The organism is Alkaliphilus transvaalensis ATCC 700919, from assembly GCF_000621485.1.
GTDB lineage: Bacteria > Bacillota > Clostridia > Peptostreptococcales > Natronincolaceae > Alkaliphilus > Alkaliphilus transvaalensis.
In genome coordinates this window covers 37,696-60,644 of the sequence record NZ_JHYF01000017.1, presented here as the reverse complement: position 1 = coordinate 60,644, position 22,949 = coordinate 37,696, and the positions used below count along the sequence as shown (strand labels likewise).

The 22,949-nt window shown below is 34.8% G+C and carries 3 protein-coding genes; all 3 read left to right on the top strand.

Translation table 11 applies throughout. From position 1 onward, the window contains the following. Positions 1-15 precede the first annotated feature (15 nt). A complete protein-coding gene (locus T335_RS20720) occupies positions 16-1,521 on the top strand; it encodes a serine hydrolase domain-containing protein (RefSeq protein ID WP_051569307.1) in 1,506 nt (501 codons plus the stop codon). A gap of 224 nt (positions 1,522-1,745) precedes the next feature. Next, entirely contained in the window at positions 1,746-2,609 is an 864-nt protein-coding gene (locus tag T335_RS0113070; RefSeq protein WP_026477952.1) for an SDR family oxidoreductase, read from the top strand. A gap of 679 nt (positions 2,610-3,288) precedes the next feature. Continuing rightward, complete coding sequence (locus T335_RS0113065; protein ID WP_034328484.1) at positions 3,289-22,905, top strand: non-ribosomal peptide synthase/polyketide synthase; 19,617 nt, start codon at positions 3,289-3,291, stop codon at positions 22,903-22,905. The last annotated feature ends 44 nt before the right edge of the window (positions 22,906-22,949 follow it).

Here is a 22,949-nt window from a genome sequence, read left to right as displayed (position 1 = left end):
AGGAGGGGGTCAAAGTTGAGTAGAAAAATTATATTAATAATAATTATTGGGCTATTATTTAACATGACGAACATAAGCTTTTCAATAGCAACGCCAGCTAATGAGCAAATGGAGTTTAAAGATTTTATTAATAAGATAGAAGATGAAGTTCCAAAAAAGTTGCAAGAATATGGAATACCAGGTGCAGCAATTGCCATCATTCATAATGGTGAGGTAAGTTGGATAGAAGGCTTTGGTGTCATGGATAAAGGAACTAATGAAGCTGTAACATCAAAAACCGTCTTTCAAGTGGCTTCAATATCAAAGACTGTGTCTGCTTGGGGTATTATGAAGCTGGTGGATGAAGGGGTGATCAACTTAGATGATCCAGTTGAAAAATATCTTACTAGGTGGCAATTACCGACTTCAGAATATAGTGAAGAAGTTACAGTAAGAAGTTTGTTAAGCCATACTGGAGGATTATCAGTTGGTGGATATGCAGGAAATAAAGAGCTTAAAGAAATATTAATAGAAGATTCATTACATGGAAATTTAGGTTCAAGATATCAAGTAAATCTCCTTTATGAACCTGGAACAAAGTATCAGTACTCGGGGGGCGGTTATTCTGTACTCCAATTGCTAATTGAAGAAGTTACTGGAGAAAGTTTTGAAGAATATATGGAAAAAGAAGTTTTACTCCCCTTAGGCATGGAAAATAGTTCATTTATTTGGAATTCAAGAATAGATAACAATCTTACAAATGCCTATGGTGTGTTGGGAGAAACCCTTCCAAACTATTTATTTGTTGAAAGAGCTGCTGCAGGCCTATATACAACAGTTGAAGACTTAGCCACCTTTCTATTAGCTAGTATAGAACCAAGTACTCAAAATCTTTTACCATCAAATAGAATAGCATTAATGACTGAAAAAACAGTCTTGAAAAATGGAACAAATATAAGCTATGGACTGGGTTATTCAATTGGAACACTCTCTAATGGTGTTAAAAAACTTGGGCATGATGGCAATAATAGGGGGTGGTGTGCCAGTATACTTGGGTCTCCTGTAGATGGATCGGGTATCGTAATTTTAACAAATAGCTATAAGGGAAATCATCTAATCAATGATTTAATAGCAGATTGGGAAGAGTTACTAACGGGGGAAAGGCCAACCTATCATATTAATTTAGTAAAACAAAGAAACCTCATTAGAGGCATTTCCATTGTCTTTCTACTAATTTTATCATTATATCTTTTAAAAATATCTAAGCAGATACAAGATGGGCGTAGAAAGTTTGTGACTAATTCCTGTTTTAATAGAAAGCGGAAAGTTTTAAAATGGCTTCAGATTGGAGTAAATACGTTCCTATTAATTGGGGTGTCGGTAGGGCTCTATGCCCCAATAGTATCAGGGGGCTGGACAGCAGCAGCCTTTTTACCATTAGGCTCTGGATGGCTGGTCATTACAATACTTTTATGGTCCTTAACTTTTACTATAGCAGGGTTATTCCCGAAAACTCAAAGTAATCATAAAATTAGCTTATAATAATAAACTCTCTGTTGGGGTGATGCTCTTGCATGATCAACAATAGGGAGTTTTATTTTAAGAATACACTATATGAATGATGTTGACATCCTTCAAAAGATAAGATACAATATAGTTAGTTAAATTAACTAACTATTATCCTATAACTTATATATGCATTATGAAAGAAAATAAAAAGAAGTTATAGTATCAATATTATAGCTTTTTAGAAGGGGAGAAATAATGTGAAAATATTGGTAACAGGTGCTTCTGGAAATGTAGGAACTTATGTTATTGAGGAACTTTTGAAGATGGGGGAAAGTGTTATTGCTGCTGGAACCAATGTAGAAAAGTTAAAGCAAAAGTTTGGAGAAGGGGTAGAAGCTATATATTTTGATTTTACAGATGAAACTACTTATAATAATGCCTTAAAAGGAGTAGACCGAGTATTTCTTATGCGTCCTCCTCATTTAGGTAAGCCAGAAGACCTTTATCCCTTTATTAATGCTATGAAAAAGGCAAGTATCAAATTAGTATGCTTTTTATCTTTAATGGGAGTTGAGTCTAATCCTATACCACCTCACCATAAAATTGAGAAATACATAGAAAAATGTGATGTTCCTTTTGCTCATCTTCGACCAGGCTTTTTTATGCAAAATCTCTCAGGAATTCATGCTCAAGAAATTATTGAAAAAAATGAAATATTTGTTCCTGCCGGAAAAAGTAAAACTAGCTTTATAGATGCAGCAGACATTGGGTTAGCCATTGCTACTCTTTTACATAAACATTTAGAGTACAAAAATACTGCCCATACAATTACAGGAAAAGAAGCTTTAAATTATTATCAAGTGGCAGATATACTTTCTAAAGTTACTGGGAGAAAAATTACTTATATTAAACCTGGATATATAAAATATCGAAACGATTACATTAAAAAAAGAGGATTAGAAAAGGATTATGTAAATGTAACTGTTGCCCTCTACTTTATGACGAGAATGGGTACTGCTAAAAAAGTAACTAACGAATTTTACAGATTAACAGGTAAACAACCTAGAAGCTTCGAAGAATTTGCAAAAGCTAACATCAAGTGCTTTATACCCCATGAATAAAACTGAAGGATTTAAAATATATTACAATTTAGCTGATATACTACCCCATTAAAAGATTGATTAGAATCCTTTAATGGGTTTTTTATAACGAATAGGAAAGTTCGACTTTAATTATTATTAAAATAAGAGAACTTTACGTAATGAGTTTCAAGATAAGCAGATAACCAATTTAATGGATTAAATTGTGTAAGTCGCTTAGTTTTTTCACCTAAAGTCATCCTATAAATCTTCCGAAGGAAGACTTTGTTCATTTAGTTATAAATTCACTCAAAAAATTTGAAATTATAAAAAAATTCCAATAAGAAGAAGGAGTATGAAAAAGAATGTAGAATCATTTCATTAATTGTTGTAAACATGTTCTCCAAGAGCATGTGTTAAATTATAAAAATACCTAGAAACTGTATTCCCATAATATATTAAAAAATCCCGTATTTGCCCTAGTTTTATATAGGTTTGAAGAGTCTTAACAAGGAGGTGTGATAAAACGTAAAAAATAATACGGATTGTGAGTAATGCTTTTCTCACTAAGTAATATACATTTGTATTACATATTAATGATGGAACACTTAATGGATTGATGAACTTAAAATTAACTAATAATTTTAAAAAGACTTGATATATTTTTATTTTTTTATTAGAGGGATGGACCATCAATTTTAATAAAGGGGTGAAGTTAATTATGGTACAAAGGATTAGTAAAGAAAATGTTGAGGATCTCCTCTCCTTAAGCCCAATGCAAGAAGGATTATTATTTCACTATTTAAAGGATCCAGATAATCTGCAGTACATCGAACAATTAAGCTTAAAATTAGAAGGCCCTATTCAAGGGAAAATAGTGTCAGCTTCATGGAACATAGTTGCAGAGAGTAACGAGATGTTAAGGACAGTTTATAGATGGAAGGGTATTGATAAACCATTACAAATAATATTAAGAGAGAAGACAATTCCAATTATAGAGATAGATATATCAACACTCAATGGTGATGAATTAGAAAATAAGCTTAAGCATTTAAAAGAAAAAGATCGGGAAGAAGGCATTGATCTAGAGAAGGAACCCTTTAGGGTAACGTTAATAAAACTTAAGGAAAACTTGTTTGAAATGATCATGACAAATCATCACATTATTTTAGATGGATGGAGTACGGGAATTATATTAAAAGAGTTTTTAATAGCATACGATTCCTTATCAATTGGACATCAACCTAATGTCGTGAGAAAAAACAAATATAAAGAATTTATCAAGTGGTGTAATTACCAAAACCCTCAACTACAAAAGGCCTACTGGGAAAATTATCTAAAGGGTTTTGAAACCATAACTAGTTTTCCAGTGGGGATGAAACAAGGAAGAAAAGTTACTGACTCAACTAAAGAAGCATCTAAAGGAGAAGAATCCAAGGAAGATTTATGGCAACATCAATATTGTGTTTCAGATGTTATGACTGAAAAAATTCAAAGATTTACTCAAGAAAATCGGATATCAATGGCAACTGTGCTTTACGTCAGTTGGGGAATTCTGCTACAGAATTATTCTAATAGTGATGATGTTATTTTTGGAACGACCCTTTCTGGAAGACCACCAAAAATAAATGGGATCGAAGAAATGGTGGGGTTATTTATTAACACCCTCCCTACAAGGGTTAAGACAGAGGAAAAGGAAAGAATTATAGACTTACTTAAAAAATTAGATGGACAGATGAAAGAACGTGAAGCCTATGAAAATACACCTCTAATAGATATAAAAAACTATAGCCAGCTTGAAAGAAAAGAAGAACTTTTTGACAATATTTTAGTGGTTGAGAACTATCCCCTAGATCAACAAATTAAGGGAATATCGGGAAATGTTAGCATCATTGAATTTTCTATGTTTGAAGTTACTAATTTTGATTTAGCACTGACAATCTCTGTGTTCGACGGTATCCAGCTTAACTTAGTTAAAAGAGGAAGGGCTAATATAGAGATGTTAGAAGGATTACTAAAACATTATGTTGCTATCTTAGATAACATTGTGACAAATCCTTCTTTAGAAGTAGCACAAATAGACATGTTAAGTGAAGAAGAAAAAAAACTAATATTAAAGACATTTAATGATACCAAAACTCCTTACCCTCAAGATAAAAACCTTCATCAACTGATAGAAGAACAAGTGAAAAAAACACCTAACAATGTCGCTGTCCTTTATGAAAATGAGACGCTTACCTATAGAGAGCTAAATGAAAAGTCCAACCAGTTAGCAAGGCTGTTGATAGATAAAGGGGTTAAAAGAAATACCATTGTTGGGATTATGGTAGAGCGTTCTCTCGAAATGATGGTGGGGCTTTTGGCCATCCTTAAGGCCGGTGGAGCTTATTTGCCTATTGATCCAGAATATCCTGAAGATAGAATTAATTTCATGTTATCGGATAGTAGTACAAACATATTACTTACCCAATCTTGGATTAAAAAAGAACTATCCTTTGCAGGAGAAATACTTTCGCTTAACAAAAATAACTTGTATACAGGAGATGTGTCCAATTTATCTTTAGAAGTTCCTCCAAATTCCCTTGCTTATGTAATTTATACATCTGGTTCCACAGGAAAGCCAAAGGGAGTAATGATTCGTCATGGTTCATTAATTAATCGATTAAACTGGATGCAAAAAAATTATCCCCTCGATGAAACTGATACGATACTTCAGAAAACCCCCTTTACATTTGATGTATCCCTTTGGGAACTATTTTGGTGGGGCCTTGTAGGTGCAAAAGTCTATATGCTTCAACAGAGAGGAGAGAAAAACCCTCAATTAATGATGCAGGTTATTGAAGAGAATAAGATTACAACTATGCACTTTGTTCCCTCAATGCTCAGTGTTTTTTTAGATGTTTTAAAAGATAACAAAGAAAAATATAACTTATCTAATCTAAAACAAGTTTTTGCCAGTGGAGAAGCCCTTACAAAGTATCAAGTGGAACTATTTCAAGAATTAATTGAAAATAGATTTGGTACTAAGCTAACAAACTTGTATGGACCTACAGAAGCGACTGTGGATGTTTCCTATTATGATTGTTTCAACCTTAAGCTTGAAAAACTGGATAGTATCCCAATCGGTAAGCCTATAGATAATATTAGCTTATATATTACGAATAAGGCCCTTAAGCTTCAACCTGTGGGAGTACCGGGAGAACTTTGTATTTCTGGTGTAGGCTTAGCTGAAGGATATTTAAATAGGCTAGATTTAACAACAGAGAAATTTGTAGACAATCCCTACTGTAAGGGAGAAAAAATTTATAAAACAGGAGATTTAGCAAGGTGGCTTCCCGATGGAAACATTGAGTATTTAGGAAGAATAGATCATCAAGTTAAAATAAGAGGCTTTAGAATCGAATTAGGAGAAATTGAAGGTCAGTTATTAAAACATAAGAAAATTAAAGAAGCTGTAGTCATCGCAATAGAAGAAAAAAATAATAACGATAAGTATCTTTGTGGGTATTATGTAGCAGATGGAGAAGTATCCCTAAAAGAGGTTAGAGAACATATCGCCAATGATTTACCTGAATATATGATCCCTTCTTACATCATGGAATTAAATGAACTGCCCCTAAGTAGTAATGGAAAGATTGATCGAAAAGCATTACCCTACCCAACAGAAAATATGATTAAGGGAACCGATTATATACCACCATCAAATAAAACGGAAGAGACTTTGGTAGAGATTTGGAAGGACATTCTTTCCATCGCTAATATAGGAACTAAAGATAATTTCTTTGAACTAGGTGGACATTCTTTAAAGGCAACAACAATGGTTGGAAGAATTCATAAAGTTTTAGGGGTTGAAGTACCATTAAAGGAAGTCTTTAATCGACCTACAATTAAAGGTTTAGCAGCGTATATTCAAAGGGGGGAAAGTAGTATCTACGCCTCTATTAAGGCAGTAAAGGAAGAGGCATACTATCCAATGTCTTCTGGGCAAAAAAGAATATATACCCTACAACAATTTGATGAAGAAGGTATCAGCTACAATATTTCTGGTGCTGTAATTCTTAAGGGGAGGATTATTGGGGAAAGATTGGAGGAAGCCTGTCAAAAGTTAATAAATAGACATGAATCCTTAAGAACATCCTTTGAAGTCATTAATGATGAACCAGTGCAAATAATCCATCAACAAGTACCATTTGAATTACAGTATTTAGAGGGGAAAGAAGAAGAGATAGAAGAAATACTACATAACTTTGTTAAATCCTTTGATTTAAGGAGACCACCATTATTTAGAGGTGCATTAGTTACTATTGAACCAGAAAAACATTATTTTCTTTTCGATATGCATCATATCATATCCGATGGAACCTCGATAGAAGTATTTATTAAAGAATTTGCAGAGGTTTATCAAGATCGGCCCCTTGACGACCTAAAGCTTCAGTATAAAGATTTTAGCCTTTGGCAGAATCAACTCTTTAAAGGAAAGGAAATTGAGGCCCAAAAGAATTTCTGGTTAAAACAGTTTGAGGGTGAAATTCCAGTACTCAATTTAATGGGGGATTACCCCAGACCACCTATCTTAAGTTTTACAGGGGACAGTAAAGGAACGCTTCTAAGTAAAGAACTATCAAATAAACTAAGAGAACTTACTAAAGAAACTGAAGCTACCCTTTATATGATCATGTTAGCAGCTTTTAATGTTCTTTTATCTAAGTATACTTCACAGGAAGAAATTATTATTGGTAGTCCAATTGCAGGAAGACATCATAGTGATTTGGAAGGCATAATCGGAATGTTTGTTAATACCCTAGCTATGAGGAACTTCCCAAAGAAAGATAAGTCTTTTAAAGGTTTCTTAGAAGAGGTAAAAGAAAATGCGTTAAAGGCTTACGAGAATCAAGATTATCAATTTGAAGAACTAGTAGAATCCTTAAATCTAACAAGGGAAATGAGTAGAAATCCACTTTTTGACGTTGTCTTAGCGATGGAAAATATGGAAATGTCAGAAATCCAACTAGATGGACAAACTATTCAGTTTTGCGATTTCAATAAAAAAATATCTAAGTTTGATATGACCATGTTTGTAAAGGAGACAAAAGATGGAATCAAGTTGGACCTTGAATATTCAACCAAATTATTTAAGGATGAAACTATAGTTCGGATTTTGGAGCACTATGAAAATATTTTAAATCAAATTATCGAAAATCCAGAAATTCTATTGGCAAATATAGAACTCATTACGATTAATGAAAAGTTAAAAATCATTAATGATTTCAATAATACAAAAACCTACTACCCAAAGGAAAAAACAATTCATCAACTACTGGAAGAAAGGGCATCCTTAAGTCCAAATTATAGAGCATTAACCTTTGAAGGCAGAAGTATGACCTACGGTGAATTGAATGCACGAGCCAATCAAGTTGCAAGAATCCTTGTTGAAAAGGGGGTTAAGCCCGATACAATTGTGGCTATAATGGCGGATCGCTCTTTTGAGATGGTGATAGCTATCTTTGGTATTCTAAAGGCAGGTGCTGCCTATATGCCTATTGACCCAGATTATCCAGAAGAGAGAAAACAGTATATGCTAGAGGATAGTGGAGTTAAGCTTCTTTTAACACAACCTTGGTTATTAAAAGAAATAAAATTTGATGGAGAAATTCTTTTGTTAACGGAAGGTCTATATCAAGGGGAGACTAGTAATCTAAACTACTACAATAGCAATCATTTAGCATATGTTCTTTATACATCTGGAAGTACTGGAAGACCAAAAGGGGTAATGATCCAACATAATAGCAGCATGAACATATTAGAAACCCTACAAAAACAATTTCCCATCATAGAGGGAGATGCCTATTTGTTAAAGACAAATTATTGTTTTGATGTCTCTGTAATAGAATTATTTGCTTGGTTTATGGGGGCAGCAGGAAGATTAGTGATTCTTAACAAAGGGGAAGAAAAAAATCCACTAAAAATGATAGAAGTCATTAAAAAGGAGAGAATCACCCATATTAATTTTGTTCCTTCTATGATGCAAGTATTCTTAGATTTTGTTACTCCAGAGATGGGAAAAGATCTTGAGAGCTTAAAACATGTCATTTTAGGAGGAGAAGCAGTAACTAAAGATTTAGCATCAAGATTCTACAGAAATACGAAGGGCATTCAACTAGAAAATATTTATGGACCTACAGAAAATACCATATACGCTACGAAATATACTGTTGTTGAAAAGGAAAGCCATAGTAGTGTGCCAATTGGCAAGCCAATTCAAAATAATGAAATTTATATACTTAATCAAGAAGGTCAATTACTTCCTATTGGTGTTCCTGGCGAACTATGCATAGGTGGTGAGAGTTTAGGCAGGGGCTACTTAAATAAACCAGAGCTTACAGCTGAAAGGTATACATCTAACCCCTTTAGAAAAGGTGAGAGAATGTATAAAACGGGAGACCTTGCTAGATGGCTTCCTGATGGGAATATTGAGTTTTTAGGGAGAATTGATCATCAGGTTAAGATTAGGGGTTACAGAATTGAATTAGGAGAAATAGAAAATATACTTTTAAATCATGAACTCATTAAAGAGGCAATTGTTGTACCTTTAAAAGATGGGAATGATCAATACTATCTATGCGGTTATATTACCACTATTGGGAAGGTAGCGGTTTCGGAAGTTAGAGAATTTATTTCTAACGATTTACCTGACTATATGATCCCCTCCTTCATTATTAAACTGGAAGAATTCCCTTTAACGGCTAATGGTAAAGTAAATAGAAAGGCTTTGCCACAGCCAGATAAAGGTCTGTTGGAAGAAGAATTTATTCCTCCAAGGGATCACATCGAAGAAGCATTAGCTCATGTTTGGCAAGAGGTTCTTGAAGTTAAAAGAATTGGTATTAATCACAACTTTTTTGACTTAGGCGGCCATTCCCTAAAGGCCACCAGTATGACTGCAAAAATTCATAAGCTTCTTAATGTAGAGGTTCCTTTAAAAGAAGTATTTAAGAACCCCACAATAAAGGGGATTGCCCACTTTATTAAATCTTCTGAGAAAAGCCGTCACCAATCTATAGAAGTTGTTGAAGAAAAGGACTATTATGAAACTTCTCCTGCCCAAAGACGGTTATTTGCTCTTCAACAATTAGAAGGTGATAATACAGGGTATAATATGCCCTCGGCTGTAATATTAGAAGGAAACCTTGAAGTTAACAAGTTGGAGGAGACTTTTCATAAACTAATAAAAAGGCACGATGCCCTTAGAACTTCCTTCCATTTAGTAGAAGGAGAGGTAGTGCAGTTTATTGATCAAGAAGTAAATTTCAATATCCAATACCTAGAAGGATCTGAGGAAGATATAGAAGGAATTATTAGTAGCTTTATTAAGCCCTTCGACCTTGCTATGAGTCCCCTACTACGGATAGCACTTATAAGAATTAATAGTAATAAACATATATTGGCACTTGATATGCATCATATTATTTCTGATGGGGAAACAATGGGGATTTTAATAAAGGAATTTGCCGCCCTATATAACAAAGAAGAGCTAGAAGGATTAAGAATTCAGTACAAGGATTATAGTCATTGGCAAAATAAGTTAATGACATCTGAAAAAATTGTTAAGCAGAGGGATTACTGGCTTAAGCAGTTGGAGGGAGAACTACCTGTACTTGATATAATGGGTGATTATCCACGACCTGCTGTTAAAAGCTTTGAAGGTGATCGTATTCGGTATAATTTAAACAAAGAGCTTACCGCTGCATTAAGGAGTTTATGTAGTGAATCGGGTGCAACGATGTACATGGTTTTATTATCAGCCTTTACAGTACTACTATCAAAATATAGTAGGCAAGAAGATATTATTGTAGGAAGTCCTATAGCTGGTAGATCCCACGGAGATTTAAGTAATATTATGGGAGTTTTCATTAATACCCTTGCGATGCGGAATTATCCAACAGCTGATAAGACCCTAAAGGAGTTTCTTGAAGAGGTAAAAGAAAACGCATTAAAGGCATATGAAAACCAAGACTATCAATTTGAAGAACTTGTAGAGAAACTTCAGGTTAATCGAGATATTAGCCGTAACCCAGTGTTTGATGTGATGTTTTTTATGGAAAATGCAGATGTTTCTCAAATTACAATCGATGGATTAGTCATAAAGCCATATTTTCTAGAAAATAAAATCTCTAAATTTGACATGAACCTTTCGGCAGTAGAGGGAAAAGAAAGCATTACCATTGGAATTGAATATAGCACAAAACTATTTAAAAATGAAACCATCCAACAATTCTATCAGCATTTTGAAAAAATATTAGCAGAAATGACATCTAATTTGGATGTGAAATTATCAGCGATAGATATTGTTACAGATGAAGAAAAGCAGTTAATTGAAAAGTATAATGCCAGTGAAGTAGAATATCCAACCCACCAAACATTGCAACAATTGTTTGAAGAACAGGTTGAAAAAACACCATATCATGATGCAGTTGTCATAGGAGATCAAAAATTAAGTTATCTTCTACTTAATCAAAAAGCGAATCAATTGGCCCATACTTTAAGGGACAAAGGGGTTAAACCTAATGATATAGTCGGAATCATGTTGGAGCCTTCTTTAGATCTTATTGTAGGAATAATGGCTATATTAAAGGCAGGAGGAGCCTATCTTCCAATTGAACCAGGTTATCCAGAAGACAGAATACTTTATATGTTAGAAAACAGTAAAGGGAACCATTTATTGACTAATTCTGAAGAAGGTAGCAAAAGGTTTATAAGTGAAGGTCAGTATCAAGGCCAGATTATATACCTAGATCATGATATAAACTATAGTAGTAATAGCGATAATTTAAACCAAGTTAACAAGGTTGATGACTTGGCCTATATCATCTACACCTCTGGTAGTACTGGACGCCCTAAGGGAGTAGTTATTAAACATAGGGCTGTGGTAAATACCTTACTTGATATCAATACCAAATTTAGTGTTACAGATCAAGATAGAATCCTTTCAATATCGTCTATCTGTTTTGATCTATCAGTTTACGATGTCTTTGGAGGGTTAGCCACTGGTGCAGCTGTTGTACTTGTAAAGGATCAAAAAGATGTCAGAGGGATAATTAAAATTCTTGATGATGAGAAGATTACTTTCTGGAACTCTGTACCAGCCTTTATGGAGATGATTATTGAAGCTGTAGATGATAGTTATGTTAATGAAAACTTAAAAAATGTTTTAATGAGTGGGGACTGGATTCCATTAAGTCTACCTAATAAAATATTTAGAGTCTTCCCAAAGGCAGATGTATATAGTGGTGGTGGGGCAACAGAGGCTTCAATTTGGTCTATCTATTACCCGATTAAGGAGGTTAAGCCCCACTGGAAATCAATTCCTTATGGAATTCCTTTAGGTAATCAAAAAATGTATGTCATGGATCAACACTTAAATCTTGCCCCAATTGGTGTACCGGGTGAAGTTGTAATTGGGGGAGTAGGGGTTGCAGAGGGCTATTGTAATGACCCTGAAAGAACAGCAAAAAGCTTTGTAATTCACCCTAACTTTGGTAAGGTTTATCGCACAGGAGATTTAGCAGTATTTAGACCTGAAGGACATATCGAATTTTTAGGAAGAATAGATAATCAGGTTAAGATTAGAGGCTTTAGAATAGAACTTGGAGAAATTGAAAGCAATTTAATGAATCTTGAAGGCGTTAAAGAGGCAATTGTAACAGTAAGAAGCAAAGATACAGGTAAATACATTTGTGCCTATTATACTGGCAATTGCCAATTAACAACTGAAGAAATTAGAAATGCCTTAAAGAAAAACCTTCCAGATTATATGCTTCCAAGCTTCTATATCAAGTTAGATAAATTACCCTTAAGTGCTAATGGAAAGATAGACCGAAAAGCGTTGCCAGAACCAACATTAGAGGCAGAGGGTGGAAATAATTATGTAGCCCCTCGAAATCGGGTTGAAGAAGTTCTGGTAAATATTTGGCAGGAGATTCTTGGGATAGAGGGAATAGGGATCTATGATAATTTCTTTGAATTAGGGGGGCATTCCTTAAAGGCCACTTCTATGATTAGTAAGATAAGCCGAAGTTTAAGTGTTGATGTTCCTTTAAGAGAAATTTTTAAAGCTCCAACAATTAGGGAGATCGGGGAATATATTCAAACATTAGAAAAAAAGATAGATGATTCTATCATAGCCGTTGAAGAAAAGGAGCATTATCCAACATCCTCAGCCCAAAGAAGGCTATTTACCCTTTATCAATTGGATCAAACTTCAACAGCCTATAATATGCCTGTAGCTTTAGAAATAGATGGTGAAGTATCAATTAGTAGAGTAGAAGACACCCTTCATAAGCTTATTAAAAGACATGAAGCCCTAAGAACCTCCTTTAGCTTAGTAGATGGAGTACCGGTTCAAAGAGTTCATCCCGAAGTAAAGTTTACAATACAAGAAATTGTTGTTGACTCATCAAACAATGTTGAAAAGATGGTGGATAATTTTATTAGACCCTTTGAACTAGATAAAGCACCTTTATTAAGGGCTGGCATAGCTAGGCTAAAGGAAAATAAATTTTTGTTGGTATTAGACCTTCATCATATTATTTCCGATGGTATATCAATGGGGATATTAGTAAAGGACTTCATTGCCCTTTATAAAGGAGAAGAACTAAAAGAATTAAAAATACAGTATAAGGATTACAGCCAGTGGCAACATAATCTTCTTGAAAAAGGTGTAATAGATCTACAAGAAGAATATTGGCTACAACAGCTGGCAGGAGAAATACCCGTTTTAAATCTTAAAGGAGATTACCCAAGACCATCAATTCAAAGTTTTGAAGGTAACTACCTTACATTTTCTTTAAATGAAGAGATCACAAAGGACTTAAGAAGATTAGCTCATAAGTCAGGTGCTACTTTGTATATGGTTTTACTTTCTGTCTTTAACGTGCTACTTTCTAAGTATAGTGGTCAAGAGGAGATTATCGTAGGAAGCCCAGTGGCAGGAAGAAGGAAGGAAGAGTTAAGTTCAATTATGGGGATGTTTGTCAATACCCTTGCTATGAGAAACTTTCCAGAGTCCCATAAAACCTATCGTCAATTCCTATATGAGGTAAAGGAGCAAGCCCTTAAAGCCTATGAAAATCAAGACTATCAATTTGAAGAATTGGTGGAACATTTACAGGTAAAACGGGACTTTAGCCGTAATCCGTTATTTGATGTAATGTTTACAATGCAAAACACAGATGAAATTGTTTTAGAACTTGAAGCCTTAACAATTAAAACCTATGATTTCGCTAATAAGGTATCAAAATTTGATATGACCTTAATGGCGATGGAGGTAGAAGACCATATTCAACTAGGAATTACCTATTCAACTAAAATCTTTAAGGAGGAAACCATTGGCAGGCTGTTTAATCACTTAGAGATCATTATAAAACAAGTATTAGAGAATACAGAAGTAAAGCTTTCTGATATTCCTTTGATTTCTGAAAGTGAAAAACAATTATTAGAGACTTTTAATGGGACAGCAGTAGCCTATAATAGAAGTCAATCGACAATTCATCAATTATTTGTTGAGCAGGTAAAAATGACACCAGATAATATTGCCATAGTTTTTTCAGATCAGCAACTTACCTATGGAGAATTAAACCATAGGGCAGGGGAGTTAGCAATTAGGTTAAAAGAAAAAGGAGTAGGGCCTAATCGTATTGTAGGTATTTTAGCAGAAACGTCGATAGAAATGATTGTTGCCATCATAGCAGTATTAAAGGTTGGGGCAGGATATGTGCCAATAGATCGAGAATTTCCCGAGGCTAAAATTAGGTATATTCTTCAGGATAGTAATGCCAAATTATTATTGACCCAAAGGCATCTTCTAGAAAGTACTCATAACGTCTATGAGATTGATGTACTGGAAGTAGATAATGGTTTTAAGGAGAATCTTTATCTTGTGGACACTGTTGGGAAACCAGAGGATATTGTCTACACCATCTACACATCTGGCACAACAGGAAAGAGTAAAGGGGTTGCAGTTTGTAACCAAAACTTAGTAAATTATACCAACTGGTTTATCAATGCTACAAATATGGGGCAGAAGGATAAAGGGATATTGTTATCTTCTTTTGCTTTTGATTTAGGATATACCATGATTTATTCTACCCTATTATCAGGAGGTCAACTACACTTACTATCTAAAGAAACCTATCTTCAACCAGAGGAAGTACTAGATTATATCGCTTCAAATAAAATTACAATGATGAAATTAACACCTTCCCACTATAGAACTTTGGTTGAAAGGGACCTTTTCCATAACAATACAATGGAGAGTCTACGCTACTTAATACTTGGTGGTGAGGAAATAAAACCACAGGATGTAGAAAAGACCTATAGTAGGTATCAAGATATTAAAATTATGAATCATTATGGACCAACGGAAACGACAATTGGTACCATAGCTGAAATTATTAACCCAGAAGAATTGAAGGATTATCAAATGAATCCAACTATTGGTAGACCCATTTCCAATGCACAAGTATTCATTATGGATCAATGGAATCAGCTAAAACCCATAGGTGTACCAGGGGAATTATGTATAGCAGGATATGGAGTTGCGTTAGGTTATCTTAATAAAAAAGAATTAACTGAGGAAAAGTTTGTTGAGAACCCCTTTGTTAAAGGTCAAAAGATTTACAAAACTGGGGACTTAGCCCGCTGGTTATCCAATGGAAAAATTCAATTTTTAGGAAGAATAGATCATCAAGTAAAAGTTAGAGGTTATCGCATTGAACTAGGGGAGGTTGAGCATCAACTCTTATGTCATCCTGCCATCAAAGAGGCAGTTGTTTTAGCCCATGAAGATGAAGATGGGAACAAATATCTGTGTGCTTATATTGTCTCTGACGAGGTGCTTGATATAACAGATATAAGAGGATATCTAATAGAAGAATTACCCGAATATATGGTGCCTTCCTATTATCATCAATTAGATAGGCTTCCCCTCACACCAAACGGCAAATTAGACAGAAGGGCATTGCCTAAAATTGATTCTTTAACAATTCTTACTGAAGAATATGTTGCGCCTACCAATGAAAGAGAAGAAATCTTAGTTTCCATCTGGCAGGATATTTTGAAGGTTGAAAGGATAGGAATCAATCATAACTTCTTCGAGGTTGGGGGACATTCTTTAAAGGCTATGACGATGGTGGCAAAGGTACACGAAGCTACAGGCATAGAAATTCCTTTAAGACAAGTGTTTACTACCCCTACAATAAAGGGATTGGCTGAATTTATTGAAGGGGCAGAGGTAGACAAGTTTGTTCCAATAGAATTGGCAGAAAATCAACCCCATTATCAATTATCACCTGCTCAAAAAAGACTATATAGTCTGCAACAGTTTGAAATAGATGGAGTTAGCTATAACATGCCAAGGGCGGTTATCTTGGAAGGGACCCTTCAAAAAGATAAGCTGGAGGAAGGATTTATTACTTTAATAGAGCGACATGAATCCTTAAGAACTTCCTTTAGGTTGATTGACGATGAGCCAGTACAGGTACTCCATAAAACTGTTGACTTTCAAGTGGATTATAGTCATGGATCTTTAGAAACTGTAGATTATCTGGCAAAGGATTTTGTAAGACCCTTTGACCTTAGTCAAGCTCCTTTATTAAGGGTGAAGCTTATTAAAATTAGTGACGAAAAGCACTTACTATTGATCGACCTCCACCACATTATATCTGATGGCGTCTCTATGGGTATTTTAATAAAGGAATTTATGGAGGTGTACAACGGGAAGAAGCTAAATCCATTAAAACGCCAATATAAAGACTTTAGCCAATGGCAAAATCGGTTAATTAAATTAGGTAAACTAGAGAGGGAAAAGCAATTCTGGTTAAAAGAACTAGATGGAGAAATTCCTGTACTTAATTTAATGGGTGATTTCCAAAGACCACCCCTTCAGAGCTTTAGGGGTTCTACTTTAAGAGATCAGATCGATAAATCCATAACAGAGACTTTGAAGGAACGTTGTAAAGAAACAGGGACTACCCTCTATATGGTTTTACTTTCTGCCTTTAATGTACTATTAAGTAAATATAGTGGACAAGAGGATATTATTGTTGGAACACCGATTGCAGGTAGATCCCATGGAGATTTAACTAATATAATGGGGATGTTTGTTAATACCCTGGCCATGAGAAATTACCCGAAAAGAGATCTAACGGTTAGAGACTTCTTATTAGCGGTTAAAGAAAGATCTTTAAAGGCATATGAAAACCAAAATTATCAGTTTGAAGATTTAGTAGAGCAGCTGAACTTAAGGCGTGATATTAGTCGTAATCCATTATTTGATGTGATGTTTGCAATGGAAAATTTAAAGGAAACAGCACTAGAGATGGAGGGTCTAACTTTACAAAATTATGATTTAGAAAATGATATTTCTAAATTTGATATCACCTTAACGGCAATAGAGGTTAATGATCATTTAGAGTTTGCTTGGGAATACGCTACTGACATCTTTAAAAAGGTTACAATTGAAAGGATGTTAGAACATTTTAAGAATATTCTAGCCCAGATGGTAGAAAATCTTGATATAAAAATTGAAGACATCAATCTTTTATCAGAAGAGGCTAAAGAAGAAGTCTTAGTAGCTTTTAATCAGACATCGGTGGATTATCCAAGAAATTCAACTATTAAGGACATTTTTGAAGAGGTGGTTAAAAAAGTTCCTAATAAGATTGCCGCAGTCTTTAAAGAGGAAAGTTTAACCTATAAACAGTTGAACGAAAGGGCTAATCAACTAGCAAACATTCTTTTAGAAAAAGGAGTGGGGGCTAATACTGTAGTTGGTGTTATTATGGAGCGTTCTCTTGAGATGATGGTGGGTATTATGGCAGTATTAAAGGCTGGTGGAGCATATTTACCAATAGATCCTCAATATCCAACTGAAAGGATTAAATTCATTATACAGGATTGCCAATCAGAAATATTACTAACCCAATCTAAGATTAAGGAAACTTTACCGAAGGACGTTGATCTAATTTGTCTAGATGAAGAAGGTATATTAGAAGGGAATAAAACCAAAGGGAATAAAAACAATATCAATATCAAAACCAATAATCAATCTTCAGATTTAGCTTATATTCTCTATACATCTGGTTCAACAGGAAAACCCAAAGGAGTTATGATTGAACAAAAGAGTGTAGTCAACCTATGTCAATGGTTAAACGAAGAATATGCTATTGAAAATAAAAGAGTTTTACAAATGACTACTTTTACTTTTGATGTATTTGCTGAAGAAGTTTTAGGAACCTTCCTTAATGGCGGAATTCTCTTCATCCCAACTAAAGAAGAAATTTTAGATGATCAACTATATTTCAACTTTTTAGAGAAGCATCAAATTCAACTTGCCCAATTTGTACCTTCAACCCTTCAACGACTTGCTAATGTTGAAAAAATTGAAAGTCTAGAGGTGGTCATTTCTGGTGGAGATGAATTAAAAGATTCTTTGGCAGAAGCAATTATGAAGAAGGGCTATACCCTATACAATAACTACGGCCCAACAGAGGCAACCACCGACACCCTCGTATCGAGGTGTAAAGTTGGAGCAGGGATTTCAATAGGTAAGCCAATAAATAACGTAAGGGTATATGTGGTAGATGAAAAGGATAGGTTGCTACCAGTAGGAATACCAGGAGAATTATGGATTGCTGGAGAAGGACTGGCTAAAGGGTATTTAAATAGACCAGATTTAACAGCAGAGAAGTTTACTGCAAATCCCTTTGTTAAAGGGGAACGGGTCTATAGAACAGGGGATTTAGTGCGATGGTTACCTGAAGGGGATATTCAATTCTTAGGGCGAATAGATAGTCAAGTAAAAATAAGGGGTTATCGGATAGAAATCGGTGAAATTGAAAACAGATTATTAAGTCATCCTGCCATAGATGAAGCGATAGTCCTTACAAAGAAGGAGGAGAATGGAAGTAAATATCTATGTGGGTATTATACAATCATAGGAACAGAAGAACCCTCCATAGGTGAATTAAGAACCTATCTCGAAGGTGATCTTCCCGAATACATGATTCCTTCCTACTTAGTTAGACTTGAAAATATGCCCTACAACACTAATGGTAAGATAGATCGAAGGTTACTACTGGAAGAAAAGATTACTGTTAGTTCTGGTGTAGAATATGAAGCTCCAAGGGATTATGTAGAGGAAATTTTAGTTAACCTATGGCGAGAAGTACTTTCTGTTGATGAAATTGGAATTAATGATGATTTTTTCCAACTGGGAGGACATTCTTTGAAGGCTACTGCCTTAGTGGCAAAAATTCATAGATATCTGAATGTAGCCCTTCCCCTGAAGGAAGTTTTTAGGTGTACAACAATAAAGGCCATGGCTCAGTCCATTAGATCAACCGAAGCAGGTAACTACGTAGCAATTAAACCAGTAGGTGAAAAAGAATATTATGCTATTTCTCCTGCTCAAAGAAGGCTGTATGCTTTGCAACAGCTTAATAGGGAGACTACTGGCTATAATATACCTGGGGCTATTATGTTGGAAGGAAAATTAGACATCACTAGGTTAGAAGAAACCTTTAATCAATTAATTAATAGGCATGAATCCTTCCGAACCTCCTTTAAATTAGTAGAAGGTGAGCCTGTTCAGGTAATTCATAAGAAGATAGACTTTAAACTAGACTACAAGGACGTCGAATTAGATGAAATAGAGGAGGTTGTTAATAACTTCGTTAAACCCTTTGACCTCAGCAAAGCCCCACTACTAAGGGTTGGTTTATTAAAACTTAAAGACGAGGAACATTTATTAGTGTTTGACCTTCATCATATTATTTCTGATGGAAAGTCTATGGAGCTTCTAGTAAAAGAATTTGCTTTAGTTTATGAGGGTAGCCAACTACAACCCTTAAGACTCCAATACAAAGATTACAGCCAATGGCAGAGGGAACTAATTGATAAGGGAAGAATTGAAGAACAGAAAAGATATTGGTTGCAATATCTTTCTGGAGACCTTCCAATTTTAAACTTAATGGGTGACTATCCTAGACCAGCTATCCAGAGTTTTGAAGGTGATGGGTTAATGTATCAATTATCTAAAGGGACAACCGATCAGCTTAAGGACCTTGCCAAAAGGACAGGAACAACCCTATATATGGTTATATTAGCTGCCTTTAATGTTTGTCTATCTAAGTATAGTGGGCAGGCGGATATTATTGTAGGAAGTCCGATAGAAGGTAGAAGACATGATGATTTAAGCAATATTATTGGGATGTTTGTCAACACATTAGCCATGAGAAACTATCCAGAAGGTGAAAAGACCTTTGAAGCTTTCTTAGATGAAGTTAAAATAAACGCCCTTAAGGCTTATGAAAATCAAGACTACCAATTTGAAGAACTGGTCTCTAATCTTAACTTAAGTAGAGATTTAAGCCGTAACCCGATATTTGATGTTATGTTCAACATGCAAACGAGGGTGGAAACTACCTTTAATATTAACCAAGTAAAGATTAATCCTTACCAATTGAATAGAAACATTTCTAAGGTTGATCTGACTTTAGTAGCAGTAGATACAGAAGAAGGGTTAGATTTTGCAATCGAGTTTTCTACAAGAATCTTTAAAAGAGAGACCATAGAGAGCTTCTACCATCACTTTATTAATGTTTTATCGTCAATTATTGAAAATCCGAGAGCGAAATTGGCGGAAATCAATATGATGGGAGAAGATGAAAGGGAACTGGTAGTTGATACCTTTAATCAAACAGAGGTAGATCTTCCACATGAGAAAACCATTAGTGAAATGTTTGAAGAACAGGTCAAAAGAAGGCCCCAAGCAATTGCCTTAAAGATGGGGAATAAATCCCTTACCTATCAGCAGCTTAATGAGGAATCTAACCGTTTAGCTAGGCAGTTAATTGATAAAGGGGTATCAAGAAATAGTATTGTAGCTGTGTTGGTGGAACGATCTTTTGAAATGATTATAGGCATCATGGCAATTTTAAAGTCTGGAGCAGCCTATCTACCTATTGATCCCCAGTATCCTGAAGAACGAATTAAATTTATGCTGACGGATAGTAGAGCAAAGCATCTAATAACAACAAAGTATCTCAAAACAGAAAAGAGTCTACAGGTGATTGATGATTTTAGTGGATCAGTACTTTATCTAGGTGATTTAGATAATAACGAAGGAAATACTAGTAATTTTCAAATATCAAAGGACCTAAAGTCCCTTATCTATATGATATATACCTCTGGTTCAACTGGGAGACCTAAGGGAGTCATGATTCAGCACCATTCTATTATTAACTTTATCAAGGGAATGGTGGATATCATAGATTTTGGGGAGAATAAGTCCATATTAGCTTTGACTACCGTTTCTTTTGACATCTTTTTCTTAGAGACCCTGCTACCATTAACGCAGGGAATGAAGGTAGTGATTGCCAATGAAGAGGAACAATTAAACCCTCATTTATTGGGTCAATTAATAAAAGATGAAAAATTGAATATGCTACAGTTAACTCCTTCAAGACTAAAAATGCTATTAGAAGAAGTAGGAGATGGGTCCCACCTTCGTCAACTACAGGATATCATGATTGGTGGCGAAACCTTAAACCCTTCTTTGTTGATGGAACTAAGGCAATATACCAAGGCAAGAATCTATAATATGTATGGACCTACAGAAACGACAATTTGGTCTACAGTAAAGGATGTAACAGAGGTAGATCAAGTCACCATAGGAAAACCAATTGCCAACACTAAGGTTTTCATTATTAACAATGATTTTGGACTTCAGCCAATCGGGATAGCAGGAGAGTTGTGCATAGGTGGCAAGGGACTAGCAAAGGATTATCTAAATCGACCAGAACTAAGTAAAGAAAAGTTTATAGACAATCCAGTTAAGAAAGAAGAAAAAATCTATAGAACTGGCGACTTAGCTAGATGGTTACCTGATGGTAACATAGAATTTTTAGGAAGAATAGATAATCAAGTAAAGTTCAGGGGATATCGTATCGAGCTAGGAGAAATAGAAGGTCAGCTTATCGGTCATCATTTAATTGATGAAGCTGTTGTACTGATGAGGGAGAATCAAGAAGGTGTTAAATTCCTTTGTGGATATGTAGTAAGTAATGGACAGCTTAGTACAAAGGAAATTAAAACATATCTTGGACAAAGTTTACCCGAATATATGATTCCCGCCATCATCCTTCAAGTGGATACAATGCCCCTAACTCCAAATGGGAAAATTGATCGGAAGGCATTACCAGAACCTAGAGATTTTGTGAAGGCTTCCTCCGCATATGAAGCTCCCAGTAGCAAAATAGAAGAAGCTTTAGTAGATATTTGGAAAGAGGTCCTTAGTCTAGATCAGGTTAGCATTAATGACGATTTCTTTGAGATTGGCGGTAACTCTATTAAGATTATCAAACTGGCCAATGAAATAGAAGAAAAGTTAGCAGTTAAGTGTCCTGTAACAAAATTATTCTTAAACAGCTCCATTAAAACCTTAGCAGAAAATTTATCTGAGGACTTGATAGAAGAAGAACTAGAATGTGTTGTTAGGCTTAATGATAGTCCTAGTGATAAGTATTTATTTTTGGTTCATGGTGTAGATGGGGATGTATATTACTATCGAGAACTGGCAAAAGAACTAGAAAATGACTATCGAGTCTATGGAATTCAAAGTAAAGGAATGGTAAGGGACAGCAAATTACCAGATTCGCCTAAAGAAATGATGGATACTTATTTGAAGGAAATCAAGATAATTCAAAAGGAAGGACCTTATCTATTAGGTGGTTTTTGCGCTGGTGTCATGATCAGTTATGAGTTAACAAGGATGTTAGAAGATGAAGGAAAAAAAGTTGAAAAATTAATTATTTTAGATGGAGAAGCCTTTATGGATGAAAGCCTTTCTAAAACGATAGATTTAAAGGAAAGGATATCAAAATCAAAAAGCTATGGAAAACTGGGTAGTAAGTTTATTGATCAAGGGATTAATATTGTTACTAGCATTAAGCAGTTGAAGACCTATAAAGCAGAAGTAGCAGCAACAAATGAAGTAGATAGAGATCAACCGCAACCCACCAAACAAAAGATTAAGGAAAATGTGGGGAATAACATCTTTAGAAAATATCTTCCAACGAAGAAGATAGAATCTCCTACGGTGGTAATTAAGGCTACTGAAACCACCCACCCAGGGGTAACCTTCGAAAAATGGAAAAATATTATTAATCATTCCCTCGAATTTTATGAAAGCCCTGGTGACCATGAATCTATGCTTATGAAACCCCATGTTACAGTCCTTGCTCAAGTGATTAAAAACAGTCTTAGTCAAAAAAAAAAATAAAAGATAAAAGCCACTCTAGGGTGGCTTTTATTCTTTTATTCCTA

What these genes read in the sequence shown, in the direction of transcription:
- T335_RS0113065 (WP_034328484.1), top strand. Translation starts at nt 3,289, where the DNA reads ATGGTACAAAGGATTAGTAAAGAAAATGTTGAGGATCTCCTCTCCTTA.